General features: G+C 70.5%; 19 protein-coding genes. 12 read left to right on the plus strand and 7 right to left on the minus strand.

Features of this window, described 5'->3' with window-relative positions:
* Positions 1-40: 40 nt before the first annotated feature.
* The 5 genes from pgm to BJ986_RS11665 are packed head-to-tail and all read right to left on the minus strand — an operon-like array spanning position 41 to position 9,527.
* Positions 41-1,684, minus strand: a complete 1,644-nt coding sequence (gene pgm, locus BJ986_RS11645; RefSeq protein ID WP_179422129.1) for a phosphoglucomutase (alpha-D-glucose-1,6-bisphosphate-dependent) — start codon at positions 1,682-1,684, stop codon at positions 41-43.
* Entirely contained in the window at positions 1,681-4,215 is a 2,535-nt protein-coding gene (glgB, locus tag BJ986_RS11650) for a 1,4-alpha-glucan branching protein GlgB (RefSeq protein WP_337795196.1), read from the minus strand. The genes pgm and glgB overlap by 4 nt, the downstream gene beginning before the upstream one ends.
* The gene (locus BJ986_RS11655) at positions 4,212-5,648 is read right to left on the minus strand and encodes a maltokinase N-terminal cap-like domain-containing protein (RefSeq protein WP_179422130.1); all 1,437 of its coding nucleotides are present in this window, start codon (positions 5,646-5,648) and stop codon (positions 4,212-4,214) included. The genes glgB and BJ986_RS11655 overlap by 4 nt, the downstream gene beginning before the upstream one ends.
* Entirely contained in the window at positions 5,641-7,350 is a 1,710-nt protein-coding gene (gene treS, locus BJ986_RS11660; RefSeq protein WP_179422131.1) for a maltose alpha-D-glucosyltransferase, read from the minus strand. The genes BJ986_RS11655 and treS overlap by 8 nt, the downstream gene beginning before the upstream one ends.
* Positions 7,350-9,527 carry an alpha-1,4-glucan--maltose-1-phosphate maltosyltransferase gene (locus BJ986_RS11665; protein ID WP_179422132.1) on the minus strand — a complete coding sequence of 726 codons (2,178 nt, stop codon included), beginning with the start codon at positions 9,525-9,527 and terminating at the stop codon, positions 7,350-7,352. Before BJ986_RS11665 ends, treS begins: the two co-directional genes overlap by 1 nt.
* A 131-nt stretch (positions 9,528-9,658) precedes the next feature.
* On the opposite strand from BJ986_RS11665, the gene glgP reads away from it, so the two are divergent.
* The 3 genes from glgP (at position 9,659) to BJ986_RS11680 (ending at position 14,474) form a co-directional block, all read left to right on the plus strand.
* A complete protein-coding gene (gene glgP, locus BJ986_RS11670) occupies positions 9,659-12,238 on the plus strand; it encodes an alpha-glucan family phosphorylase (RefSeq protein ID WP_179422133.1) in 2,580 nt (859 codons plus the stop codon).
* Between the two features lie 172 nt (positions 12,239-12,410).
* On the plus strand, positions 12,411-14,087 hold the full coding sequence (locus BJ986_RS11675) for a N,N-dimethylformamidase beta subunit family domain-containing protein (protein ID WP_179422134.1): 1,677 nt from the start codon (positions 12,411-12,413) through the stop codon (positions 14,085-14,087).
* A gap of 51 nt (positions 14,088-14,138) precedes the next feature.
* Positions 14,139-14,474, plus strand: a complete 336-nt coding sequence (locus BJ986_RS11680) for a hypothetical protein (protein WP_179422135.1) — start codon at positions 14,139-14,141, stop codon at positions 14,472-14,474.
* Positions 14,475-14,521: 47 nt separating this feature from the next.
* On the opposite strand, the gene BJ986_RS11685 is transcribed toward BJ986_RS11680, so the two are convergent.
* Complete coding sequence (locus BJ986_RS11685) at positions 14,522-15,994, minus strand: FAD-dependent monooxygenase (RefSeq protein WP_179422136.1); 1,473 nt, start codon at positions 15,992-15,994, stop codon at positions 14,522-14,524.
* A 180-nt stretch (positions 15,995-16,174) separates the two neighbouring features.
* Between BJ986_RS11685 and bioB the strand changes: the two genes are divergently transcribed.
* From bioB to BJ986_RS11710, 6 genes are all read left to right on the plus strand, one after another.
* Positions 16,175-17,191: a biotin synthase BioB gene (bioB, locus tag BJ986_RS11690; protein WP_179422137.1), complete on the plus strand. Its 1,017-nt coding sequence runs from the start codon at positions 16,175-16,177 to the stop codon at positions 17,189-17,191.
* 29 nt (positions 17,192-17,220) lie between these two features.
* Positions 17,221-17,418, plus strand: coding sequence for a biotin synthase auxiliary protein BsaP (gene bsaP / locus BJ986_RS16920; protein WP_475439529.1), 198 nt, complete (start codon positions 17,221-17,223; stop codon positions 17,416-17,418).
* On the plus strand, positions 17,411-18,724 hold the full coding sequence (locus tag BJ986_RS11695) for an adenosylmethionine--8-amino-7-oxononanoate transaminase (RefSeq protein WP_179422138.1): 1,314 nt from the start codon (positions 17,411-17,413) through the stop codon (positions 18,722-18,724). Before bsaP ends, BJ986_RS11695 begins: the two co-directional genes overlap by 8 nt.
* 12 nt (positions 18,725-18,736) lie before the next feature.
* Positions 18,737-19,861 carry an aminotransferase class I/II-fold pyridoxal phosphate-dependent enzyme gene (locus tag BJ986_RS11700; protein WP_179422139.1) on the plus strand — a complete coding sequence of 375 codons (1,125 nt, stop codon included), beginning with the start codon at positions 18,737-18,739 and terminating at the stop codon, positions 19,859-19,861.
* Positions 19,854-20,567 carry a dethiobiotin synthase gene (bioD, locus tag BJ986_RS11705; protein WP_337795201.1) on the plus strand — a complete coding sequence of 238 codons (714 nt, stop codon included), beginning with the start codon at positions 19,854-19,856 and terminating at the stop codon, positions 20,565-20,567. Before BJ986_RS11700 ends, bioD begins: the two co-directional genes overlap by 8 nt.
* 175 nt (positions 20,568-20,742) lie before the next feature.
* A complete protein-coding gene (locus BJ986_RS11710; protein ID WP_179422141.1) occupies positions 20,743-22,416 on the plus strand; it encodes a M28 family peptidase in 1,674 nt (557 codons plus the stop codon).
* Positions 22,417-22,434: 18 nt separating this feature from the next.
* Here the strand turns inward: BJ986_RS11710 and glgX are convergent, their stop codons facing one another.
* The gene (glgX, locus tag BJ986_RS11715) at positions 22,435-24,591 is read right to left on the minus strand and encodes a glycogen debranching protein GlgX (protein WP_179422142.1); all 2,157 of its coding nucleotides are present in this window, start codon (positions 24,589-24,591) and stop codon (positions 22,435-22,437) included.
* 35 nt (positions 24,592-24,626) lie between these two features.
* Between glgX and BJ986_RS11720 the strand changes: the two genes are divergently transcribed.
* The 3 genes from BJ986_RS11720 to BJ986_RS11730 are packed head-to-tail and all read left to right on the plus strand — an operon-like array spanning position 24,627 to position 26,854.
* Positions 24,627-25,115: a T3SS (YopN, CesT) and YbjN peptide-binding chaperone 1 gene (locus BJ986_RS11720; RefSeq protein WP_179422143.1), complete on the plus strand. Its 489-nt coding sequence runs from the start codon at positions 24,627-24,629 to the stop codon at positions 25,113-25,115.
* The gene (locus tag BJ986_RS11725; RefSeq protein WP_179422144.1) at positions 25,112-25,903 is read left to right on the plus strand and encodes an enoyl-CoA hydratase/isomerase family protein; all 792 of its coding nucleotides are present in this window, start codon (positions 25,112-25,114) and stop codon (positions 25,901-25,903) included. The genes BJ986_RS11720 and BJ986_RS11725 overlap by 4 nt, the downstream gene beginning before the upstream one ends.
* Positions 25,904-25,906: 3 nt before the next feature.
* The gene (locus tag BJ986_RS11730; protein WP_179422145.1) at positions 25,907-26,854 is read left to right on the plus strand and encodes a class I SAM-dependent methyltransferase; all 948 of its coding nucleotides are present in this window, start codon (positions 25,907-25,909) and stop codon (positions 26,852-26,854) included.
* Positions 26,855-26,861 lie beyond the last annotated feature (7 nt).

Consider the following 26,861-nt stretch of genomic DNA (forward strand, 5'->3'; position numbering starts at 1 on the left):
CTTTGTTCCGGAGGCGGCCTCCAATTTCTGGCCACACCGGTCAGCCGCCGAGAGCGGCTCCCACGACCTCCTTGGCCTCGGCCTGCACCTGCGCGAGGTGCTCGGGGCCGCGGAACGACTCGGCGTAGATCTTGTAGACGTCCTCGGTACCGGACGGGCGGGCGGCGAACCAGGCGCTCTCGGTGGTCACCTTGAGACCGCCGATCGGCGCGTCGTTGCCGGGAGCCTGCGTCAGCTTGGCCGTGATGGGTTCCCCCGCGAGGGAGTCCGCCGCCACGTCGTCGGGGGAGAGGGCCGCGAGCTTGGCCTTCTGCTCGCGCGTGGCAGCAGCGTCGATGCGGGCGTAGGCCGGGTCGCCGTGCCTGGCGGTCAGCTCGCGGTAGTGCTCGCTGGGGCTCCGCCCGGTCACGGCGAGGATCTCCGAGGCGAGCAGCGCCAGGATGATGCCGTCCTTGTCCGTGGTCCAGGCGTGGCCGTCGCGGCGCAGGAAGGACGCTCCGGCCGACTCCTCGCCACCGAACCCGAAGCTGCCGTCGATGAGTCCGGGGACGAACCACTTGAAGCCCACCGGGACCTCGACGAGCCGGCCGCCCACGTCGGCGGCGACCCTGTCGATCATGGAGGACGACACGAGTGTCTTGCCGATGGCCGCGTCGGCAGGCCAGTCGGGACGAGCCCCGCCGAAGAGGTACTGGATCGCGACGGCGAGGAAGTGGTTGGGGTTCATCAGCCCGCCGTCGGGGGTCACGATCCCGTGCCGGTCGGAGTCGGCGTCGTTACCGGTGGCGATGTCGTAGTCGTCCTTGCGGGAGATCAGCGAGGCCATGGCGTAGGGGGAGGAGCAGTCCATCCGGATCTTGCCGTCCCAGTCCAGGGTCATGAACCGCCACGTCGGGTCGACCAAGGGGTTGACCACCGTCAGGTCGAGGCCGTGCCGCTGCGCGATCTCGCCCCAGTAGTGCACGGCGGCACCGCCGAGCGGGTCGGCGCCGATGCGCACACCGGCATCCTTGATCCGTTGCAGGTCAACGACATTCGGCAGGTCGTCGACATAGCTGCCCAGGAAGTCGTAGGGCTGCGCCTGGGCGCGCGCCCGGCTGAACGGCATCCGACGGACGTCCTTGAGGCCGCCGGCGATCAGCTCGTTCGCACGCGAGGCGATGACCTTCGTCGCGTCACTGTCGGCCGGGCCGCCGTGCGGTGGGTTGTACTTGAACCCACCGTCGGCCGGCGGGTTGTGGGACGGGGTGACGACGATGCCGTCGGCCAGCATCGAGCCCGTCGTGCGGCCCTCGTTGGCGCGGATGATGGCGTGGCTGACCGCGGGGGTCGGGGTGTAGCCGTCGCGGTCGTCCACCAGCACGATCACGTCGTTGGCGGCCAGCACCTCGAGGGCGGAGGCCCAGGCCGGCTCCGACAGGCCGTGGGTGTCACGACCGATGAAGAGAGGGCCGTCATACCCCTGGGACCTGCGGTAGTCGCAGATGGCCTGGGTGGTCGCGAGGATGTGTGCCTCGTTGAAGGCGGTCCGAAGGCTCGACCCACGATGCCCCGAGGTGCCGAACGCGACCTGCTGGTCGATGTCCTCGGGGTCCGGCACCAGCGTGTAGTAGGCCGTGACGAGGTGGGCGACGTCGACGAGGTCAGCAGGCTGGGCCGGCTGGCCGGCCCGTGGGTCGTTCACCGGTCCGCCCCGGTCTCGACGGGGGCGAGGTAGACGGCCGAGAGCGAGGCGACCCTGACCTCGACGGAGTAGGGCTGCCCGTTGGCCCCCTGCTCCTGGGCCGTGACGACGACCTCGGCCTGGCTGGCGGTGCCGAACTCGTCGTAGCCGCTGGTGTCGAGGATGACCTTCCAGTCACCGGCCCGCGGGACGCCGATCCGCAGCGGCTCCCGGGGCACGCCACCGAAGTTCACCGCGACAGCGACGACGGGGCCCTGACGGTCCGCTGTGCCGAACCGCAGGTAGGAGTAGGTGTTCCATGCGTTGTCGTCCGCGTTGAGCCACTCGAACCCGGCCGGGTCGGAGTCCAGCGCCCACAGTGCCTCGTTCTCGCGGTAGACCCGGTTGAGCTCCTTGACGAGGTTGTGTACCCGGTAGTGCGCCGCGTGGTCGAGGAGCCACCAGTCGAGCTGCCTGCCGTCGGCCCACTCGGCCTCCTGCGCGAACTCGGTGCCCATGAAGATCAGCTGCTTGCCCGGGTGGCTCCAGATGTAGGCGAGGAACGCCCGGACCGTCGCGAGCTGGTCGTAGCGGCTGCCGGGGACCTTGCGCAGCAGCGAGCCCTTGCCGTGGACGACCTCGTCGTGGCTGATCGGCAGCAGGTAGTTCTCGCTGAAGGCGTACATCAGCGAGAACGTCAGCAGGTGGTGGTGGTACTGCCGGTGGATCGGGTCCTCCTTGAGGTACTTCAAGGAGTCGTTCATCCAGCCCATGTTCCACTTCAGCCCGAACCCGAGGCCGCCCGTGTCGGTCGACTTGGTCACGCCCGGCCAGGAGGTGGACTCCTCGGCGATCATGACGATCCCGGGCACCCGCTTGTATGCCGTGGCGTTGGCCTCTTGGAGCAGACCGACCGCCTCGAGGTTCTCGCGTCCCCCGTGCACGTTGGGGATCCACTCGCCGTCCTTGCGGGCGTAGTCGAGGTAGAGCATGGAGGCGACACCGTCGACCCGCAGGCCGTCGACGTGGAACTCCTCCATCCAGTAGACCGCGTTGGCGACGAGGAAGTTGCGCACCTGCATCCGGCCGAAGTCGAAGATGTACGAACCCCACTCGGGGTGCCAGCCCTTGCGCGGGTCGGGGTGCTCGTAGAGGGGGAGCCCGTCGAACCGGGCCAGGGCCCACGGGTCCGTGGCGAAGTGGCCGGGCACCCAGTCGAGGATGACCCCGATGCCGGCCTGGTGGAGGCGGTCGACGAGGTAGCGGAACTCGTCGGGCCGGCCGAACCGCGCGGTCGGGGCGTAGTAGCTCGTGACGTGGTAGCCCCACGACGGGGGGTAGGGGTGCTCCATGACGGGCATGAACTCGACGTGCGTGAAGCCGAGGTCCGCGACGTAGTTGACCAGGTGCTCGGCGAGGTCGGCGTAGCTGTGGTGGCTGCGCCACGACCCCAGGTGCACCTCGTAGATGCTCATCGGCGCCGTGTGCGCGTCGCGCTCGGTGCGCCGCCTCATCCACTCGTCGTCGCTCCAGCTGTAGCGCGACTGCACGACCGATGACGCCCGACCCGGGGGCAGCTCGGTGGCCCTCGCCATCGGGTCCGCCTTCTCGCGGACCTTGCCGTCTGCCCCGCGGACCAGGAACTTGTAGAGCGTGCCGTCGCCGACGCCGGGGATGAACAGCTCCCACACCCCGGACTCGCCGAGCAGCCGCATCGCGTGGCTGCGCGTGTCCCAGCCGTTGAAGTCACCCGTGACGTGCACGGCCTGGGCGCGGGGGGCCCAGACGGCGAACGACGTGCCGACGACGGTGCCCATCGGGCCCGGGTACTCGCGGACGTGGGCGCCGAGCACCGTCCAGAGCTCTTCGTGCCGTCCCTCGCCGATGAGGTGCAGGTCGATCGGCCCGAGGGTGGGGGCGAACCGGTAGGGGTCGTCCATCTCGTGCTCGATGCCGTCGCCGTAGGCCACGATCAGGCGATAGTCCTGGGTCTCGGTGGCGCCGGGCCGGATGCCGCCCCACACCCCGTCGGACTCGTGGGCGAGCTCGATCCGCTCGCCGTCCTGGAACCGGACCGCCACCACGGAGGCGAACGGCTTGTAGGTGCGCACCAGCAGGCCGTCGGCCTCGAGGTGGTGGCCGAGCAGGTCGTGTGGCTGCTGGTGGCGACCGTCCGCGAGCGCCCTGATGGCCTCGGCCGGTGTCGAGGGGACGGGCACCGGCTCGGGAGCGCGTTCGACCGGCGGCTCCACAGCCGGACGTGATGCGGCGCGGCGGGCGGCCGACCGACTGGTCGGCGCCTCGGCCGGTGGGGTGACGGCAGGGTCGGGAAGGCCGAACCACCCGCGCGCGGGCTCCTCGGCCACGGCGGCCGGCTTCTCGGCGGCCGGCTCCTCGACGGCAGTCTCCTCGACGGTCGGCGTGACCACTTCGTCGTTCGGAAGATCCGCAGGGTCAGGACCGGGTGATTCTTCCGAAGACTCGGGGTTTGCCAGGGCCTCGTCGGTGGGGGCGTCAGGCTTCTGCTTCTTCTTGCCGAACCGTGGACTCACGTCAGGTCCTTTCTCGCGTCGTCAAGCAGTCGGACCACGGCAGCCGTGGGGATGGTCAGCCAGGTGGGCCTGTTCCTGGCCTCGTAGACGACTTCGTACAGGGCTTTGTCGAGCTGGAAGGCTATGAGCAATGCGGCGTCCTCGCGGGGATCGCGCCCGGACCAGGCGGCATACCCGTCGAGGAAGGCCTGTTGCGCGCTCGCCGCCCAGTCACGGGCGCTGCCGCCGGGGTGGGACTGCTCCCACGAGCCTGCGGCGTAGTCGAACGAGCGCAGCATGCCGGCGATGTCGCGCACGGCGAGGTCGGGCAGGTTGCGCTCGGCCAGGGGTCGCAACGGCTCTCCCTCGAAGTCGAGGAGCACCCAGCCGCGCCCGGCCACCTTGAGCACCTGCCCGAGGTGGTAGTCGCCGTGGATGCGTTGCAGCGCAGGCCAGCTCGCGTTGACGGCGCGGTCGAAGACATCGGCGATGCGGTGCTCGTGCGCGGCGAGCGCGGGGACCTCCGAGGCTGCCGCGATGTAGCGGCCGCGCATGCCGGCCGCGACCGCGGCGATCGCCTCCGGCGTCACCGGTTCGGTGGGGAGCACCTCGGCGAGGCGGGCGTGGACCTCGGCGGTGGCCGCGCCGAGCTGCTGGGCCGCCTCGGTGAAGTCCTCGTGTGCGCCCACGGCACGGAGCGCCACGCGCCAGGCGTCCTCGGTGCCCGGGAAGAACTCCTGCGCAAAGGCCAGGTGACCGTATGCCGGCTCGTCGCCGTCCGCGACGGCCGGCCAGGTGGCGCTGACGGTCCCGACCATCGTGGGGACCCTGGTGGACCCGGCCTCGGACAGCGCGCCCTGCACGGTGACGTCGGGGTTCTCCCCGGCATGCAGCATGCGGAAGACCTTGCAGATCAACGGCTTCGGGGTGCCGTCGGCGTCCGCGCAGTCGAACACGATGGAGGTGTTCGACTGCTCACCGGACAGGACCTTCGACGACGTCAGGACGGTCTGCGACGTCCACGAGGGGTGTCGTCTCGACACCACGGCCGGCTCGGGCGTGTCGGAGACGCTGCCCGACTGGGGGGAGGCCTGCTCGAGGACCAGTGCCAGCAGCTGGGCGGCATACACGGGGTCGTGGGTGCCGTCGTAGACCCACCGCGGGCCGAGCACGCTGTGCTCCATGGTGCCCACCAGCGCGTGCTGGCCACCCTCGAGCGGGGCGCCGCGGTAGGTCAGCGGCACCTGGTAGACCATCGGCTCGGCGCCGCCCTCGTCGACGACGACCAACGTCTCGATCCCCACCGCACCGGCGGGGTCGTCGAGCCGCCACGACCAGAGCTTGCGCAGCACCGGCAGCCGCCCCTTGGCGGCATACCAGCGCTGTCGTGCCATCCAGGGACCGAGCAGCTCGAGCTTGGTCGGGGAGAGCGTCGCGTCGTGGATCTCAGCCATGTGCGGCACCCGGCACCAGGCGGAGCCAGAAGAAGTCTCGGGAGCCCAGGGTCAGGGTGATGGTGCCGTCGTCGGAGATCTTCGGAAAGCCTTGCCCGCCGAAGAGATCCGCGAGGTGGGCGCCCTTGAACTCGTCGGGCACCCGGATCGTGGTGGCCTGCGGCCTGCTCGTCAGGTTGTTGACGCAGAGCACGGCCTCGGAGTCGGTGCCGTCCACATGGTCCCACTCGACGCGCAGGAACGACAGGACGCCGTCGTTGTCCGAGGGGCAGACCTCGAAGTCGCCGCGACCGAACACGGGGTGGCGCTTGCGGATCTCGAGCATGGCGCGCACCCAGTGCAGCAGCGAGGAGCTGCTGGCCATCTGGGCCTCGACGTTGACGTTGTTGTAGTGGTAGACGAGCGACGACACGACGGGCAGGTAGAGCTTGCCGGGGTCGGCCGAGGAGAAGCCCGAGTTGCGGTCGGGCGTCCACTGCATCGGCGTTCGCACCGCGTCACGGTCGTTGAGCCAGATGTTGTCGCCCATGCCGATCTCGTCGCCGTAGTACAGGCACGGCGACCCGGGCAGGGACAGCAGCAGGGCGTGGATGAGCTCGATCTCCGCCCTGCTGTTGTCGAGCAGCGGTGACAGCCGCCGGCGGATGCCGACGTTGGCGCGCATGCGCGGGTCGGGGGCGTACCAGCCGTACATGGCGGCACGCTGCTCCGGGGTGACCATCTCGAGGGTGAGCTCGTCGTGGTTGCGCAGGAACGTGCCCCACTGCGTGCCCGGCGGGATCGCGGGGGTGTCGGCCAGCACGTCGATGATCGGAGCGGCCTTCTCCTCGCGCAGCGAGTAGTAGAGCATCGGCATCACCGGGAAGTGGAAGCACATCTGGCATTCCGGCTCCTCCTCGGTGCCGAAGTAGTCGACCACGTCGGCCGGTGGCTGGTTGGCCTCGGCGAGCAGGATCCGGCCCGGGTACTCCGTGTCGACCATCTTGCGGAGCTTGGCGAGGAACTCGTGCGTCTTCGGGTGGTTCTCGCAGTTGTGGCCCTCCTCCTCGTAGAGGTAGGGGACCGCGTCGAGCCGGAAGCCGTCGATGCCCATGTCCATCCAGAACCGCACGACGTCGAACATCGCGTCGTGCACCGCGGGGTTCTCGAAGTTGAGGTCGGGCTGGTGGCCGAAGAACCGGTGCCAGAAGAACTGCCGGCGCACGGGGTCGAACGTCCAGTTCGAGACCTCGGTGTCGATGAAGATGATGCGGGCGTCGGCGTACCGCTCGTCGGTGTCGGACCACACGTAGAAGTCGCCGAACGGGCCCTCGGGGTCCGAGCGCGACGCCTGGAACCACGGGTGCTGGTCGCTCGTGTGGTTCATCACGAAGTCGGTGATGATCCGGATCCCGCGGGCGTGCGCCTGGGACACCAGCTCCTGGAAGTCCGGCAGCGTCCCGAACTCGGGCAGGACCGCGGTGTAGTCGGCGATGTCGTACCCGCCGTCGCGCAGCGGCGAGGCGTAGAACGGCGGCAGCCACAGGCAGTCGACGCCGAGCCACTGGAGGTAGTCGAGCCGCCCCAGCAGGCCGGTGAAGTCCCCGGCACCCGAGCCGTTGGAGTCACCGAAGCCACGGACGAGGACCTCGTAGAAGACCGCGGTCTTGAACCACTCGGGGTCGTTCTTCAGACCGGGTTGGGCGAGGTTGAGACCCTGCATCAGAACCTCCGGATTGCGACGATGTGGACGGGCTCGGTCTCGGGGCCGAGCCGGACGTAGACGTGCTCTCCCCAGGGCCACGAGGCCCCCGTGATGAGGTCCTGGGCCGCGATCCCGTCGTGGTGGTCGAGGCCGAGCGCGGGCATGTCGAGGTGCACGGTCGACTCGCGGGTGCTGTGCGGGTCGAGGTTGGCGACGACGATGATGGTGTCGTCCGTGCCGTCGGGCAGGATCCGCCGCTTGGAGAACGCCATGATGTTCTCGTCGTCGACGTGGTGGAACGTGATGTTGCGCAGCCAGTGCAGCGCCGGGTGCTCGCGCCGGATCTGGTTGAGCAGCGTCAGGTAGCCGGCGAGGGACTGCCCCTCCTTGATCCCCCCGGGCTCGTAGTCCTCCCAGTGGCGGTTCTTGTACTGGTACTTCTCGTTGTCGATCTGTTCCTCGGCGCCCGGGCGCGCGACGTGCTCGATGAGCTCGTAGCCGGCGTAGATGCCGTAGGTCGGGACCAGCGTCGCGGCCAGGGCGGCACGCAGCTTCCAGGCCGACGGGCCGCCGAACTGCATGTAGGGCGTGAGGATGTCGTGCGTGGTCGGCCAGAACGACGGGCGCATGTAGGCCGCCGCCTCACCCGCGAGCTCGGTGACGTACTCCTCGAGCTCCCACTTCTGGTTGCGCCAGGTGTAGTACGTGTAGGACTGCTGGAATCCCACCTTGCCCAGGGTGTGCATCATCGCCGGCTTGGTGAACGCCTCGGCCAGCCAGATCACGTCGGGGTGGTCACGGCCCACGTCGGCGATGATCCACTGCCAGAACTGGACCGGCTTGGTGTGCGGGTTGTCGACACGGAAGATCTTTACCCCGTGGTCGATCCACACCTGGACGACCCGTCGCATCTCGGCATACGCGCCCGCCGGGTCGTTGTCGAAGTAGAGCGGGTAGATGTCCTGGTACTTCTTCGGCGGGTTCTCCGCGTAGGCGATCGTGCCGTCCGCACGGTGCGCGAACCACTCGGGGTGCGTCTTGACGTACGGGTGGTCCGGGGAGCACTGGAGGGCGATGTCCATCGCGACCTCGAGGCCGTTGGCCCCGGCCTGTGCCACGAAGTGGTCGAAGTCGTCGAAGGTCCCCAGGTCCGGGTGGATGGCGTCGTGGCCGCCGTCAGGCGAGCCGATGGCGTAGGGGCTGCCCGGGTCGTCGGGACCAGCGCCGAGGGTGTTGTTGGGTCCCTTGCGCGCTGTCGTGCCGATCGGGTGGATCGGCGTGAGGTAGACGACGTCGAACCCCATCCGCGCGATCGCGGGCAGCCGCTCGGCTGCCGTGCGCAGGGTGCCGGAGGTCCACTTCCCGGTCACCGGGTCCTGCACGGCCCCTTCCGAGCGCGGGAACATCTCGTACCACGCGCCATACAGCGCGCGCTCACGCTCCACGAGCAACGGGTATGCCGTCGACGGGCTCACGTGGTCCCGCAGCGGGCGGGCGGCCAGCTCGGCGCGCACCGAGGGGTCGGTGCCGGCGTGCAGCCGAGCCAGCGGCGGGCGGTGGGTGTCGCGCAGGGCCGTGACGGCGTCCTTGAGCACGGCCTGCTGCTCCGGGGTGCGGTTCACCTCGGAAAGGGCGCGCTCGAGGACTCGCGCGCCTTCCTCGAGCATCAGCTCGGTGTCGATCTCGGCGGCGACCTTGATCGAGGCGTCGTGGTCCCAGGTGCCGTAGGGGTCTGACCAGCCCTCGACGCGGTAGGTCCACCAGCCCTCGGCGTCGGGCTCGACGACGGCAGCCCAGGTGTTGAGCCCTGGGTTGGTGGAGGTCATCTGCGTCACCCGCTCGGTGCCGTCCGGCGCCACGAGGACGACGGAGGCGTTCACGGCGTCGTGTCCCTCGCGGAAGACCGTCGCACCGATGGTGAACTGCTCGCCCACGACGGCCTTGGCGGGCCGGGCGCCGGCGTCGACGAGCGGGCTGACGTCCTGCACCGGGATGCGACCGATCGGGACCTGCGGTGGTGCCGTGGTCGGGGCCTGGGCAGAGGTCGTGCCGGTTGTCGTGCCGGTTGTCGTCGTGCCGGTTGCTGTGGTGCCTGTTGTGGTGGAGGAGCTCGCGTCCGGTGGCCTGGGGCTGGTGCTCTGGGCGGGGGTCGCGGCGGGAGTGTCAGGTCGGGTTGCACGTGGCGTCGCTGTCACGCGCCCGACGCTACTCGGTCTGGGCCCCTGTGTACCTCCCGAGGGCCCTGCGGGACCGGCCACTGAAATTTTTTGAAAGTTCTGCAAGAACGCGTCATTGGGTTCGGGGTTCAGGGCTTAGGATGCCCCACGTGAAGGCGATCCGACGCTTCAGCGTCCGTACTGTCCTGCCCGAGCCGATTGCGGCTCTCGGCGACCTGGCGAGCAATCTTCGGTGGTCCTGGCACCCACCCACGCGCGACCTCTTCGAGCGGATCGACCCTCAGCGGTGGGACAAGGTCCGCAAGGACCCGGTCCGGCTGCTCTCGGCTCTGTCCCCCCAGGAGCTGACCGACCTCGCCGCGGACTCCGAGTTCGTCGCGGCCGTGGCCTCGGCCAAGGGCGACCTCGACACCTACCTGTCCGAGCCCCGGTGGTTCCAGGCATGGGCGGCCGAGGTCGAGGGCGGCGCCCCGCGTGCCATCGGCTACTTCAGCCCGGAGTTCGGCATCACCGAGGTGCTGCCGCAGTACTCGGGGGGTCTCGGCATCCTGGCCGGAGACCACCTCAAGACGGCCTCCGACCTCGGGGTCCCCATCGTCGGCGTCGGCCTCTTCTACAAGACCGGCTACTTCAAGCAGAGCCTCAACCGCGACGGCTGGCAGCAGGAGACCTACCCGGTCCTCGACCCGGACGAGCTGCCGCTGAGCCTCCTGCGCGAGGACGACGACACGCCTTGTGTCATCACCCTCGACCTGCCTGGCGGCCGCGAGCTGCACGCCCACGTCTGGCGGGCCCAGGTCGGGCGCGTCCCGCTGCTGCTGCTCGACTCCGACGTGCCGGCCAACGACGACGCCGCGCGCAACATCACGAACCGCCTCTACGGCGGCGGTGGTGAGCAGCGGCTCCAGCAGGAGATGCTGCTCGGCATCGGCGGAGTCCGGGCCCTGCGGCTCTGGTCGCGACTGACCGGAGCCCCGGCGCCGGACGTCTACCACACCAACGAGGGCCACGCCGGCTTCCTCGGCGTCGAGCGGATCCACGAGCTGACTCAGTCGGCCGGGCTCACCTTCGACGAGGCTCTCGAGGCGGTCCGCGCGGCGACGGTGTTCACCACGCACACCCCGGTGCCGGCGGGCATCGACCGGTTCGACGCCGAGCTCATCACCCGCCACTTCGGCGGCGACCGCGCCGTCGAGGGCGTTCCGGTGGAACGGCTGCTGACCCTGGGCGCGGAGGACTACCCGGGCGGCCAGCCCGGCATGTTCAACATGGCCGTCATGGGCCTGCGCCTCGCCCAGCGGGCGAACGGCGTGTCCCAGCTGCATGGCGTCGTCAGCCGCGAGATGTTCGACGGCCTGTGGCCGGGCTTCGACGACGACGAGGTCCCGATCACCAGTGTCACCAACGGTGTCCACGCCGGCACCTGGGTGGACCGCAAGGTCTACGAGGTCGCCGCGAAGCACCTGGGCACCACCGACATCGAGCGCGACAACGCCTGGGACCGCATCGACGACGTGCCCCGCGACGCCATCTGGGCGACCAAGCGCGACATGCGCGAACAGCTGGTCGTCGAGGCGCGTCGCCGCACGAAGTCGTCCTGGGCCAAGCGTGGCGCCAGCGCGGCCGAGCTCGGCTGGGTCGACGACATCCTCGATCCCGACGTGCTCACGATCGGCTTCGCGCGGCGCGTGCCGACCTACAAGCGCCTCACCCTCATGCTGCGCGACCCCGCGCGTCTCAAGCGCCTCCTGCTGGACCCGAAGCGGCCGATCCAGCTCGTCATCGCCGGCAAGTCCCACCCCGCGGACGAGACCGGCAAGCAGCTCATCCAGCAGATGGTGCGGTTCGCCGACGACCCGGAGATCCGCCACCGCATCGTGTTCCTCCCGAACTACGACATCGCGATGGCTCAGTACCTCTACCCGGGCTGCGACGTCTGGCTCAACAACCCGCTGCGTCCCTTCGAGGCGTGCGGCACCTCGGGCATGAAGGCCGCCCTCAACGGTGGCCTCAACCTGTCCATCCTCGACGGCTGGTGGGACGAGTGGTTCGACGGCGAGAACGGCTGGGCCATCCCGACCGCTGACGGGGTGGACGACCCCGATCGCCGTGACGACCTCGAGGCCTCCGCGCTGTACGACCTCATCGAGAACTCGGTCGCCCCGCGGTTCTACGACGTCGACGCCGAGGGCCTGCCCCAGAACTGGATCTCGATGATCACCCACACGCTGGCCACCCTCGGACCCAAGGTCCTGGCGAGCCGGATGGTGCGCGACTACACGACCAAGCTCTACGGCCCCGCCGCGCGGGCCGGCTGGTCGCTGAACGGCGAGACGTTCGCCGGCGCCCGGGACCTGGCGGCCTACAAGGCCAAGGTCAAGGCTGCCTGGCCGACCGTCCACGTCGACCACGTGGAGTCCTCGGGCGTCTCGGACAGCCCGGAGGTCGGTGAGACCCTGCACGTGCGTGCCTACGTCTCCCTCGGTGCCCTGTCGCCTGACGAGGTCGACGTGCAGATCGTGCACGGCAACGCCCACGACAGCGACGACCTGAGTGACGTTGACACGCAGTCGCTCTCGTTCCTCGAGTCCTACGAGGGCGGGCGGCACCAGTTCGCGGGCGACCTCGCGCTGGCCCGCACCGGCTCGTTCGGCTACACGGTGAGGGTGCTCCCGAAGCACCCGGGCCTCGCCAGCACCAGCGAGCTCGGCCTGGTCGCCAACGCCTGACCCGTATGCCGCGTGCGGACGTCCGCACGCGGCATACGGCGGCGGTGGGCGGACGCGTTGCCCACGGGGGGCGACGTGACGTCTCAACGTCTTCTTAGGTTGCTCGTGCGCTAATGACGCTCGTGCACTCCCATGCCGGTGGAACGCCACCCTCGCAGTCGGCCACGAGCACGTGAGCCTCCCAGCCGGCAGCCGGCGAACCCGTCTTGGCGTCGCGGTCACGGCGACCCTCCTGGCCGCGGTGACGCTGCTGACTGCGTGCAGTGGATCCGGCGACGTCCGGCCCGGACCACCCGCCGCGAAACCTGAGGCGGCGGCGCGGGAGGTGGCGCCGATCACGACGGACCTTGCCGCGCCGGTCGCCACCTGCGTCAACGCGACCCCCGGGTGGAGCGCGCGCGAGGACTCTCAGGCTGGAAGCGCCGACCTGCCCCACGGCAGGGCACGGGAGTGGACGGGCCCCGTCGTGGGCTACCTGGACAGCGTCACCGCTGTCTGCGGCCAGACCCTGACCGCGCACCTGTCCAGCGATCGCGGCGACACCAAGGTGCGGCTGCGCGCACTCCGGGTCGGGTACTACGGCGGCGCCGGGTCACGACTGGTCTGGCAGTCACCCGTGATCCTCGCCCGCGAGCAGCGCAAGGCCCAGGCCACCGGCCCGGACCGGGTGATCCGGGAGGACTGGCCCGTGTCGTCCCGGTTCACCGTCGGACCCGGCTGGCCTCCCGGTCTGTACGTCGTGCAGGTCGCGCCGCTCGACCGCGCGATGAGCCCTTCCTACATCCCACTCGTGGTGCGGACGTCCGGCACCCGTTCGCCATATTTGATCGTCACCAGCGACCTGACGTGGATGGCCTACAACAGCTACGGCGGTCGCAGCCTCTACGGGGGCCCGGGCGCCAGCTTCGCCGAGCGGCTCGCCAACCGGTCCTACGTCGCCTCGGCCGACCGCCCGCTGCTCCGCACCGCGGTCGAGCAGTTCTTCGGCATGGACCTCCCGATCGCGCGCTTCCTGGCGCGCCACGGACTGGCGGCCGACGTCACCACCGACAGCTCCCTGGATGCCGAGCCGAGCCAGCTCCAGGGCCAGCCCACCGTGGTCATCGGCGGCCACTCGGAGTACTGGACCAAGCGCATGTACGACGCAGCCGTCGCGGCGCGGGACGCCGGGACGAACTTCGCCTTCCTCGGTGCGAACGAGATCTACTGGCAGGGCCGGATCGAGCGCGACAAGCTCGGGCGGATGACCGGCCTGACCGTGTTCAAGGACCAACGGCTGGACCGGCACGCCCGGGCCTACCCCGAGACGACCACCGTCCAGTGGCGGGCGCAGCCGCTGAACCGCGACCCGGCCTCGCTGGTCGGGGAGGGCATGGCGGTCGTCGGGGTGCACGCGTCCTACGTCGTGGCGAACGCGCCGGCGTGGCTGTTCACGAGCAGTGGGCTCAAGCCAGGAGACGCGCTGCCGCTTGCGGTCGGCAACGAGGCCGACGCGCAGGAGCCACCAGGGGACCACTCCCCGTTGAGCCTGCAGGTCGTGCTGCACGCGGTGGGGCGCGGGGCCGACACGCATCGGCCGTCGGAGATCACCGCCGGCTACTACAGCGCGCCCTCCGGCGCCGGCGTGTTCTCCGCGGGGACGACGTACTGGACCTGCGGCCTGGACTCCACCTGCCCCCGGTGGGACACCCCTGCCAGCACCAGCGCCGCCCTGCAGCAGATCACGCTCAACCTCCTGCGTGCCTTCGCCGTACCGCGGGCCGGGCGCCTGCACCCGAGTGTCGCGACGCCGTACCTGACGCCGAGCCAGCTTGCCGAGCGGCTGCCCATGGGCGGCCCGATGCGGTAGCCGCGCCCATATTCGCTTGTCGCCGAGATGGCGTCCTGCGAGGCTCACCTCATGGAGGCAAGCGCCGTGGAGCCGCCTTTCGACCAGCTGCTCGCCACCGCCGAGGCAGTCGCCGAGGCGCGCCCCGAGGTGGACCTCGAGATGGCTCGCGAGGTGTTCCTGGAGGCGGCGACGTTGCTCTACAACGGCCTCGCCCTCGACGGTCTGGACGACCATGACGCCGCCATCGTCGTCGCAGGGCTGTGCGTCGACCTCTGCGCGGCCGACCCCGGTGCCGCGGTGCGCGCCCATGTCCAGGAGGCCCTGGCGGCCCCCGAGGACCTGCATGACGCGAAGGGCGTGGCCGCGGCATACGAGGTGTCGGCGCGGATCCTGCAGCTGGGCTGACGAGGGCCCCCGCTCGAGCGCATGACGAGGATCCTCGGGACGGGTCCTCAGGCCGACGGCTGCTGGAGGTCCGGCGGCCCGAACCACGTGCCGAGCGCCTCCTCCAACCCGGCTGGTGTCCCGTCACCCACCCAGGCGACGTGGCCGTCGGGTCGCACGAGCACCGCGGCCGGGGCGTCGACGGTGCCGATGACGGGCAGCTCCCAGGCCCCCTCGTAGGAGGCGTCGACCATGGCGACCCGGTCGGCCCAGGGACCCGGGGTGATGCGTCCCGGCGGTCCGAAGCTGATCAGGACCGGACCGGCGCGGTGGAGCAGGGAGTAGACCCGGACGGCTCCACCGGCCGTCACGATGTCGAGGTCGGGCATCCTGCGGCCGAGCAGCGGGTGCCCCTCGCCGAGGTCGTAGTGGACATCGAGACCCGAGATGAGGCCGACCACGTGGCGGCGCGGCTCGTCCATCGCCACCAGGCGGTCCATGAGGTCGCGGACCGCCGCGATCCGCGCGTCGTGGCGCTGGAGGGCGCTCACCGCCTTCGAGTACTCCAGCGCGCGGGCGCCGGCCGGGTGGCGCTCGGCGTGATAGGTGTCCAGGAGGCTCTGCGGTGAGGTGCCCCGGACGACCTGGGCGAGCTTCCAGCCAAGGTTCACGGCGTCCTGGATCCCTAGGCCGATGCCCTGCCCGCCGGCCGGGGAGTGGATGTGGGCGGCATCGCCGGCGACCAGCACCCGCCCGCTGCGGTAGGCCGCGGCCTGGCGGGTGGCGTCGGTGAACCTCGAGATCCAGGTCGGGTGGTGCACCCCGAAGTCGGTGCCGTAGACCGACGTCAGGTTCGCGCTGAGGTCGGCCAGGGTCGGCTCGGTGGTGACCCCGAGCTCGCTCTCGCTGGAGACGACGCGGACGGTGCGTCCGTCCTCCATGAAGCTCAGTCCGTGCAGGCCGCTGGCGTCGTACTTGATGCCCGACGGCAGCTCCTCGGTCACCTCGACCTCCGCGATGAGTGCGCTCGTCGTCGCCTCCCAGCCCGGGAAGTCGATCCCGGCGGCCTTGCGGACGACACTGCGCCCACCGTCGGCGCCGACGACGTACTTCGCGCGCAGCTGCTGGCCGTCGGACAGCCGGAGCTCGACGCCCTCGTCATCCTGGTCGAGGCCGGTCACGTCGACTCCCCGCCGGATCGGCACCCCGAGCTCGTGGACCCAGCCGGCGAGGATCCGCTCGATGTGGTTCTGCCACAGGCCGAGCGTGTACGGGTGGCGGGTCGGGAAGTCGCTCAGGTCCAGCATCATCCGCCCGGAGTACGGCGCCGGGTAGGTCTTCCCCTCCGCGAGGAACCGATCCGCGATGCCCCGCTGGTCGAGGATCTCGATGGTCCGCGCATGGAACCCACCCGCCCGCGATCCGACCAGCTCAGGGGTGGCGCGGCGCTCGACGACCTCGACGTCCACCCCCGCCAGCGTCAGCTCGCCGGCCACCATCAGGCCGGTAGGACCAGCCCCCACCACGACCACATCCACCATGGTTCCCCCTCCTCCTTCGCCGCCGGTCCCGGCGCACGGCCGACCAGTGTGCGTCACCCCGGTGGCCTTGCGGCAAGCCCCCCTGAGCGCGGTACCGTGGCAGTGGCGGGAGTGCGACGAGACTGTTCGGCGCGTGAGACCGCTACCCGACTGCGACCGACATGAGCCAGACTCGCCCTCATGACAATTGAGGAGTCGGTTGCCAGCGACGTCCTGCAGGTCGCTCGTGAGCAGGTGCTCGACCGCGGCGAACCCCTGTCCCACGGCCAGATCCTCGACGTGCTGAGGACGCCGGACGACCAGCTGGAGGAGCTCCTGGCGCTGGCCCACGAGGTCCGCATGCGGTTCAACGGACCCGAGGTCGAGGTCGAGGGGATCGTCTCGATCAAGACCGGTGGCTGCCCGGAGGACTGCCATTTCTGCAGCCAGTCCGGCCAGTTCAGCTCCCCGGTGCGCTCCGTGTGGCTCGACATCCCCGAGCTGGTCCGCGCGGCTCGACAGACCCGCGAGACGGGTGCGAGCGAGTTCTGCATCGTGGCCGCGGTGCGCGGACCTGACGCACGCCTGATGGCCCAGATGCGTGAAGGCGTCGCGGCGATCCGGGCCGAGGTCGACATCCAGGTCGCCGCCTCGCTGGGCATGCTCAGCCAGGAGCAGGTCGACGACCTGGTCGACATGGGTGTGCACCGCTACAACCACAACCTCGAGGCCGGGCGTTCGTTCTTCCCCCAGGTCGTGACCACGCACTCCTTCGAGGAGCGCTGGGAGACCTGCCTCATGGTGAAGGAGTCCGGCATGGAGCTGTGCTGCGGCGGGCTGGTCGGCATGGGCGAGACGCTCGAGCAGCGGGCGGAGCTGGCCGCCCAGCTGGGCGAGCTGGCTCCGCACGAGGTGCCCCTGAACTTCCTCAACCCCCGTCCCGGCACCCCGTTCGGCGACCTGCCGGTGATGGACTCGCGCGACGCCCTGCGGACGATCGCCGCTTTCCGCCTCGCGCTGCCGCGCACCATCCTGCGGTATGCCGGTGGACGCGAGCTCACGCTGGGTGACCTCGGCACCCGCGACGGCCTGCTCGGCGGGATCAACGCCGTGATCGTCGGCAACTACCTCACGACGCTGGGCCGGGACCCGAAGGAGGACCTCAGCCTGCTCGCGGAGCTCGAGATGCCCATCAAGGCGCTGAGCGAGACATTCTGAGTGCGAGAGGTTCTGAGGGCGGGACGGACATGCCGGGCGAAGACCCCTGGTGCGGCCGCTGCGGCCTGCCTCGTGAGGGCGCGGACCACGCGGCCTGCGACCGGGCGCTCGCCCTGGAACCGCCTCGCTTCTGCGGACGGTGTCGTCGCCGGATGAAGGTGCAGGTGTTCCCGCGGGGCTGGTCCGCGCAGTGTGCCGTCCACGGGCAGACCAGCAGCGATGGCTGACGTCGATCGCCTGCTGGCCTTCGACCGGGACCACCTCTGGCACCCGTACTCCTCGGCCGCCGAGACCGCGCCGCCCTACTTCGTGGAGTCAGCCTCGGGAGTCCGGCTCTCGCTGCGTATGCCGGACGGCTCGGGGCAGGACGTCATCGACGCGATGTCGTCGTGGTGGTGTGCGATCCACGGATACGCCGTGCCGCAGCTCGACGAGGCCGCGCGGGCGCAGCTGGCCCGGATGAGCCACGTGATGTTCGGCGGCCTGACCCACGAGCCTGCGATCGCGCTGGCCGAGCGGCTCGTGGCGCTGACCCCACCCGCCCTGCAGCGGGTCTTCTTCGCCGACTCCGGCTCGGTGTCTGTCGAGGTGGCCATGAAGATGGCCCTCCAGCTCCACGTCGGCACGGGCACGGGGCGCACCCGGTTCTTCACGATCCGTGGCGGGTACCACGGTGACACCTTCTCCCCGATGTCGGTGACGGACCCGGTGGGAGGCATGCACTCGCTCTTCACCGGCATCCTCCCCGACCACGTCTTCGCACCGGTCCCGCCGGCCGGCGTCGACCTTCCGGACGACGATCCGGCCATGGCGGCGTGGGAGCGGGAGACCCGCAGGCTCTACGCCGCCCACGCGGACGACATCGCCGCCGTCATCCTCGAGCCGCTGCTCCAGGGTGCCGGTGGGATGCGGTTCCACAGCCCGCGGGTGGTCCAGGTCCTCGCCGAGCTTGCCCGCGAGCACGGCGCCCTGGTGATCCTCGACGAGATCGCCACCGGGTTCGGGCGCACCGGCACCATGTTCGCCCTGGAGCGCGCCGCCGTCGTTCCCGACATCCTGTGCGTCGGCAAGGCCTTGACGGGGGGTTACCTCTCCCTGGCGGCCGTGCTGTGCACCGACGAGGTGGCCCACGGCGTGAGCAGCGAACGGGCCGGGGGCGCCCTGATGCACGGGCCTACGTTCATGGCCAACCCGCTGGCGTGCTCGATCGCCCTGGCCAGCCTCGACCTGGTGCAGGACAACGACTTCAGCACCCAGGTGCGCGGTCTGGAGGTCGGTCTGACCAGCGGTCTCGAGCCCGCCGGGGCCCTCGACTCGGTGGTGGACGTCCGCGTGCTGGGTGGGGTCGGCGTGATCCAGCTGCGCGAGCCCGCGCGGGTAGGAGAGCTGGCCGCGGCGGCCATGGAACGCGGGGTGTGGGTCAGGCCCTTCCGGGACCTCGTCTACACGATGCCGCCCTACGTCACGACCCCCGAGGACCTGAGCACCATCTGCGATGCCCTGGTGCAGTCCGTTGCCACTGTCCACGGCTGAGAGGATGCACCGGTGAGCACCTTCCTCGACTGGCTGGCCGAGCGGGCCGCCGACCGGGACCGTCAGGGGCTGCGCCGCGAGGTCAGGCCCTTCAAGTCCGGCGAGCTGGTCGACCTGGCGGGCAACGACTACCTGGGACTGCGCCGTCACCCGGCCGTGATCGCTGGTGCCGTCGCGGCGGCCGAGACCTACGGGGGTGGGGCTGGGGCGTCCCGGCTCGTCACCGGCACGCTCGAGCTCCACGAAGAGCTGGAACATGCCCTGGCCCGCCTGACTGGGGCGCCGTCGGCGCTCGTGCTGTCGACGGGCTACCACGCCAACCTCGCGGTGCTCACGTCCCTGGCCGACGCCGAGACGCTCATCGTGTCCGACGCCCACGCCCACGCGTCCCTCATCGACGGCGCCCGGCTCAGCCGAGCGGCCGTGGCCGTCAGCCGCCACAACGACCTCGACCACGTCCGCGAGCTGCTGGCCGGACGCACCCAGCCGCGGGCCGTCGTCGTGGTGGAGTCGGTCTACTCGGTCCTCGGCGACGCGGCCCCGCTCGGCGCCCTCGCCGACCTCTCCCAGGAGCTCGGCGCCGTCCTCGTCGTCGATGACGCCCACGGGCTCGGTGTGGTGGGGGAGCGGGGCGAGGGCGGAGCCGCCCAGGCCGGCATCATCGCCCGGGACCACGTGGTCGTCACCGTCACCTTGTCGAAATCCCTTGCGGCACAGGGCGGAGCGGTGTTGGCCCATGCCGCGGTGCGTGACCACCTCGTCAACACCGGGCGCCCCTTCATCTACGACACGGGGCTCGCTCCGGCCGCCGCGGGCGCCGCGCTGGGCGCCCTCGACGTCCTCGCGACCGACGCCCACCTGCCCGCCGCGGTCCGTGCCAACGCGGCGCTCCTCGCCGACGCGTGCGGCGTCGACACCCCCGCCGGTGCGGTGCTGTCGGTGACGATGCCCGGGCCCGCCGAGGCCCTCGCCGCCGTCGCGGTGGCCGAGGAACGCGGCATACGCATCGGGTGCTTCCGGCCGCCGTCCACCCCGGACGGCAGCTCGCGGTTGCGCCTGACGGCTCACGCAGACCATGGGCCCGAGGTGCTCGACCACGCCCTCGACGTGCTGCGCGGACTGGTCACCCGTGCCTGACCCGATCTCGCTGCCCAAGGTCGTCGTCGTCACGGGCACCAGCACCGACGTCGGCAAGACCGTGGTGACGGCTGCCCTCACGGCGATGCTGCGCAGGCGCGGCGCCACCGTGGCCGTGGTGAAGCCCCTGCAGACGGGCGTGACCGAGGCCGAGGACGGCGACCTCCAGGTGGTGCAGCGCCTGCTCGGGCAGGATCCGGGGGTCACCTTCCACGAGTTCGTCCGGCTGGAGGCGCCACTGGCCCCCGATGCGGCGGCCCGACTGCAGGAGGTCACCCTGCCCCCTGTCGCGCAGCACGCGCGCACCATCGCCGCCCTCGCGAACGAGGTCGACGTCGTGCTGGTGGAAGGCGCAGGCGGCCTGCTGGTGCGCCTCGACAGTCGCGGGGGGACGCTGGCGGATCTGGGAACCGCGTTGCGCTACAAGGGAACCAGCACCGGGTACGTGCTCGTGGCGAGCCCCAGCCTGGGCACCCTCAACCACACCGCGCTGACCGCCGAAGCCCTGGCCGCCCGAGACCTCCCGCTGCTCGGTGTCGTGGTCGGGTCCTACCCGGAGGAGCCGGACCTCGCCGAGCGATCGAACCTCGAGGACCTGCCGCGCGTCGCCGGCGCGCCACTGCTCGGGAGCCTGCCGGCGGGCGCCGGAGGCCTGACCAGCGCCGAGTTCGTCGAGCAGGCGCCGGGGTGGCTGCTCAGGAGCTGATCGCCGAGCTCCGCTGATCGCCCGGTCCTCCTGATCGCCGAACCCCCTGAGCGAGCGCTTCAGGGTGCCTGCACCGCCTGCTTCCCGACCTGCCGGGAACACCCGACGGCAGTAGCATCGGAAGGCTCGTCGACAACGACGCCGGCGGGTTCAACCGTCAGCAAGGGAGCACACGATGAGTCCACGAGACGGACGACGTCGCGTAGTGCGGACCGCGCTGGTCACCGCCACAGCCGTCGCGGTGACCTGGGGCCTGCCCATGGTTGCGTCGAGCGCGAATGCCACCACGTCGAGCGGGCAGGCCAACGCCACTGCCTGCGCCCACCGCGTCAACAACACCCCGCGCAAGCTCGTCGACTGCGTCACCACGAGCGACCTCTGGGCGCACATGGTCAAGTTCCAGCAGATCGCCGACGCGCACCCCGGCGCCGACGGGCACCCGTCCCGCAACTCGGGGGAGCCCGGCTACAAGGCCTCGGCCGACTACGTCGCCAGTGTCATGAGAGCGGCGGGCTACAGCGTGACGTTGCAGCAGTACACGTTCCACTACTTCAGCTTCGTCGGGACCCCCGTCATGCGCGAGGACCAGCCGACACCGCAGTCCTTCGGCCTGGGCACCCAGTTCAACCCCGGACCCGTCGCCGGTTCGGCGACGGCGAGGCTCCAGCCGGCAGGCGGCATCGTCGTGCCTGCGACGCCCACCCCCAGCTCGGCCAGCGGCTGCCAGGCCTCGGACTTCAGCGGCTTCGTCCCGGGCAACATCGCGCTGATCCAGCGGGGCACGTGCACCTTCGCCTCGAAGGTGGCGAACGCCCAGGCCGCCGGCGCCTCGGCAGTGGTCATCTTCAACGAGGGGAACCCCGGGCGCACCAGTCTCTTCAGTGGTTCCCTCGCCGGTACCGAGCACATCCCGGTCATGTTCACGTCCTACGCCGTGGGCACCCAGCTGCTGGCCCAGACCAGCCCGGGTCCGGGGCCGCTGCTGACCATCGACGTCAAGGCCATCGATGACCCGAACCGCGCCGACTGGAACGTCATCGCCGACTCCAGGGGCGGCGACCCGAACAACATCCTGGTCATCGACGCCCACCTCGACGCGATCTACGGAGCCGGGATGCTCGACAACGCCTCGGGCTCGGCCGCCATCCTCGACATCGCTCAGCAGCTCAAGAACACCAACACCCCGAACAAGCTGCGCTTCATCTGGTTCGGCGGTGAAGAGCTCGGCCTGCTCGGCTCTCACCACTACGTCGACACGCTGCCGGCGTCCGAGCTGGCGAAGATCAAGTTCGACCTCGACGCCGACGTCCTGGCCACGCCGAACTATGTCGCGGGAGTCCTCGACCCGAAGGACGGTGTCCAGCTGTTCGGGCGCGGACCCGGCACCCCCATGCCGCCGAGCATCTGGGCTCCCTCGGCGATCGCCCGGGACTACGGGATCGGCTACCTCAACTCGATCGGGAAGAACCACATCCTCTTCTCCTCCGACGGCACGGACGCCTTCAGCTTCCAGCAGGCGGGGATCCCGGCGAGCGGTGTCCTGACCGGCCAGGACTGCTGCAAGCTCGCGTCGGACGTCTCCCTCTTCGGCGGCTCCGAGGGCAACTTCGAAGGCACCGTGCCCGGGGACGACGGGGGATGCGTGGACAACCCGTTCCGGTGGTGCGACAACCTCAGCAACAACGACCCCGAGGTGTTCACCTGGATGTCCAAGACCTTCGCCACGATGGTCGCTCACATGGCCTTCGACAGGCAGGTCTTCAGCTCGACCCAGCACGGCGGTGGCCACGTCAAGAAGCAGGCGTCCCAGGCGCGAGTGGGGGCCCTGAAGGGGGCGGTCGCCGGCTGACACCCTGAACGAGCCCGGTCAGGTGGAGGCGGCCGCCCGGTAGACCTGGATGCAGGTCGGGCCGACCTCCACCGGGCCGGGCGGGGTCGGCGGATCGGGCGGCCCGGGCCGCTCGTCCGTCGAGTCCCACAACAGGTGGTAGGCCGCGAGGCCGGGCACCTCGGGCAGCATCACCTTCTCGGGCTCGCGACCGCCGTGGAGCACGACGAGCACCGAGGCCTGACCGATGCAGGCACCGTTGAGCAGCATCTGGAGCGTGCGGGTGGACGGGTCCTCCCACCGCCCGTTCTCCATGGGCTGCCCATCGGCGTCGAACCAGGCGAGGTCGGTCGACCCGTCCTCGTGCACCTCGCGGCCGGTGAAGAAGGTGGGCTGGCGCAGCACGGGGTGGTCGGTCCGCAGCCGTGTCAGGAACCGGGTCGTGGCGAGCAGGTCCTGCTGCCAGCCGGCCAGACCCCAGTGAAACCACGACGTCTCGTTGTCTTGGCAGTAGGGGTTGTTGTTGCCGCCCTGGCTGCGACCGAACTCGTCCCCCGCGTTGAGCATGGGCACGCCGGTCGCGAGGAGGGTGGTCGCCAGCAGGTTGCGCGTCGAACGACGCCGGGCCTGCTCGATCTCCGGCTCTGCCGGCCCGGTCTCCGGTCCCTCGACGCCGTGGTTCCAGGACCGGTTGTTGTCGCTGCCGTCGCGGTTGCCCTCGCCGTTGGGGCCGTTGTGCTTGGCGTTGTAGCGGGTCAGGTCGGTGGTCGTGAACCCGTCGTGCGCCGCGACGAAGTTCACCGACGCGACGGGCCCCCGGTCGCGGGAGCCGAACAGGTCCTGCGACCCGGCCATCCGCGTGGCGAGCTCGCGCACGCCGTGACCCTGGTGGTGCCCGGCCGCCTGGGCCTTGAGGTCGTCGAGCCAGAACGTCCGCACCGAGTCGCGGAAACGGTCGTTCCACTCGGCGAAGGGTGGCGGGAACTGGCCCGTCCGCCAGCCGTGGATGCCCACGTCCCACGGCTCGGCGATGAGCTTGACGCGGGACAGCACCGGGTCGGTGCGCAGCGCGACGAGGAAGGGGTGGTTGGGGTCGTAGTCGTCGTTCTGGCCGCGCCCGAGGGCCACCGCGAGGTCGAACCGGAAACCGTCGACGTGGCACTCGTTCACCCAGTACCTCAGGGAGTCGAGCACCATGCGGCAGACCATCGCGTGCCGGAGGTCGAGGGTGTTGCCGCAGCCCGTGACGTCGATGTCCTGGCCGCGTTCGTCCAGGCGGTAGTAGGCGCGGTTGTCCAACCCACGCCAGGACAACGAGGCCCCGTCGCGTCCGGCCTGCTCTGCGGTGTGGTTGTACACGACATCGAGGACGACCTCGATCCCCTCGGAGTGCAGCAGCCGCACCATGCCCTTGAACTCGTCCAGGGCGCCCTGCGGGTCGGAGGCCGAGGCGTACCGAGCATGCGGGGCGAAGAAGCCCAGGGTGTTGTAGCCCCAGTGGTTCGTCAGCCCGCGCTGGACCACCTCGGGCTCGGAGGTGAACGCCTGCACCGGCAGCAGCTCCACCGCCGTCGCACCCAGCGCCTTGAGGTGGGCGATGACGGAGGGGTGGCACATCCCGGCATACGTGCCCCGCAGGTGCGCGGGCACCTCGGGGTGCCGCATGGTGAGGTTTCGCACGTGGGCCTCGTAGACCACCGTCTCGGACAGCGGCGTGTGTGGCGGCGCGTCGTCGCCCCAGTCGAAGCGCTCGTCCACGACCACGCACCGCGGCACGGCGCCGGCGCTGTCCAGCGTGCTGAGGACCGCGTCGTCGCCCTTGAGCCGGTGACCCACCCGGTGGGCGAAGACCTCGGGGGTCCAGGACACGTCGCCCTCGATGGCGCGGGCGTACGGATCCAGGAGCACCTTGGCGGGGTTGTAGCGCAGCCCCTCGGCCGGACGCCACGGTCCGTCGGCACGCAGGCCGTAACGCTGACCCGCGCCGACGCCGGGCAGGAAGCCGAACCAGATGCCGTGGGTGCGCTCGGTGAGCGGCACGCGACGCTCCGAGTGGCCGTCCTGGTCGCCCCCGTCGAAGAGGCAGACCTCGACCGAGTCGGCGTGCCCCGCATAGACCGCGAACTCGGCCCCGCCCTCGACGAGGGTCATCCCCAGGGTGGGAGGAAGGTCACGCGTGCGTGGGGCGGGCGACATGGCCCTCAGCCTAGGCAGTGGTTACGGTTGGGCACATGACGGATCCGACTTCGCTGCCCAACTTCCCGCCCCCCGCGAACGAGCACCCGTTGCGCGGACGGGTCCTGGACGCCCTGATCGACCAGTCACTGGCTCCCAACGTGGACAACGACGGCGACGTGGCCTTCACCGTGCAGGACCAGCAGCTGTTCGTGCGCTGCACCGAGGGCGACTTCCAGATCATGCGCGTCTTCGGCCAGTGGGCCATCAGCGACACGGTCCCCAGCGACCCGTTGACGCGCCTGGCCACCTGCAACGAGATCACCCTGCAGATGAACGTCGTCAAGGCCGGCCTCGCGAACGACACCCTGGTCGTCACCAGCGAGCACATCGTCGACCAGAACAGCAACGTGCCCGCCCTCGTCAACGTCTCGATCCAGCTGGTCCTGGCGGGCGTGCAGATGTGGCACGAGCGGATCATGGGTGGCGGCGAGGACTCCGGCCCGGGCGCGGGCCAGCCGGCCCCCGAGGGGGACCCGGCATGAGCGAGGCTCCCACCGGCGTCGTCTCCCTCGAGGTCGAGGGCGGCATCGCGACGATCCGGATCAACCGCCCGCCGATGAACGCGCTCAACGCCGAGGTGCAGACCGCGCTCGCCGCTGCCGCGACCGAGGCAGGCCAGCGCCGCGACGTCAGCGGGGTCATCCTCTACGGCGGAGAGAAGGTGTTCGCGGCTGGCGCGGACATCAAGGAGATGGAGCGGATGTCCTACACGGACATGGCCGACCACGCCGGCGCCCTCCAGGACTTCACCCGCACCCTCGCCCGGATCCCCAAGCCCACCGTCGCCGCGATCACCGGGTACGCCCTCGGCGGCGGGTGCGAAGTGGCCCTCGCATGCGACTTCCGGGTCGCGGCCAGGAACGCCAAGCTCGGCCAGCCCGAGATCCTGCTCGGGGTGATTCCCGGCGCCGGGGGCACCCAGCGGCTGGCTCGCCTCGTCGGTCCGGCCAAGGCCAAGGACATCGTCTTCACCGGACGGTTCGTGTCCGCCGACGAGGCCCTCGCGATCGGGCTCGTCGACGAGGTCGTCGAGGCCGAGGACGTGTATGCCGCCGCGAAGGCGCGACTCGCGCCGTACGTCGGCGGACCCGCGTACGCGATCCGCGCTGCCAAGCAGGCGATCGACCGGGGACTGGAGACCGACCTCGAGACCGGTCTGGAGATCGAGCGGATGCTCTTCAGCTCCCTGTTCGCCACCAGGGACCGTGAGATCGGGATGAAGTCGTTCGTCGAGAACGGCCCCGGCAAGGCGAAGTTCGAGGGCGCCTGAGCGATGGCACCCACCCCCGAGGCGGCCACGGCTGAGCAGGTGGCCGCGGCCTTCGCCGACAACAAGCTGGCCCAGGTGCTGTACCACGACTGGGAAGCCCAGACCTACGACCAGAAGTGGTCGATCTCGTTCGACCGTCGCTGCATCGAGTATGCGCGGGGCCGGTTCGAGGCCATCACGGGCACGCCCGACCCGCTGCCCTACGCCACGGCTCTCGAGCTCGGGGCGGGCACGGGGTTCTTCTCGCTGAACCTCAAGCAGGCGGCCATCCTCGACGCGGTGCACGTCACCGACCTGTCGCCGGGCATGGTCGAGGCCGCGAAGGCCAACGCCGAGATGCTGGGGTTCTCCGTCGAGGGCAGGGTCGCCGACGCCGAGCGGATCCCCTACGACGACAACACCTTCGACATCGTCGTGGGTCATGCCGTCATCCACCACATCCCCGATGTCGAGGGGGCGCTGCGCGAGATCCTCCGGGTCCTCAAGCCCGGTGGGCGGTTCGTCATCGCCGGCGAGCCCACGACCATCGGTGACCGCTACGCCCGCCGGCTCGGCAGCCTCACGTGGAAGGCGACCAAGGCCGTCACCCAGCTGCCCCCGCTCCGCGAGAAGTGGGCCAAGGACAAGGAGGCCCTCGACGAGTCGTCCCGTGCGGCGGCGCTCGAGGCCGTCGTCGACCTGCACACGTTCGACCCGGACGACCTCGCGCGGATGGCCGTGCGAGCCGGCGCCATCGACGTCCGCACGCAGACCGAGGAGCTCACCGCGGCCTTCGCGGGATGGCCCATCCGGACGTTCGAGGCAGCCGTGAAGCCCGGTGCGCTGGGATGGGGCTGGGCCATGTTCGCCTACGGCTCCTGGCAGCGACTGTCCACCGTCGACCGGTTGCTCGCCAAGGTCGTGCCCGCACGCTTCTTCTACAACGTCGGCATCACCGGCGTGAAGCCCTGACCTCGAG

The sequence above is a fragment of the Pedococcus badiiscoriae genome (genome assembly GCF_013408925.1).
In the GTDB taxonomy this organism is placed as follows: domain Bacteria; phylum Actinomycetota; class Actinomycetes; order Actinomycetales; family Dermatophilaceae; genus Pedococcus; species Pedococcus badiiscoriae.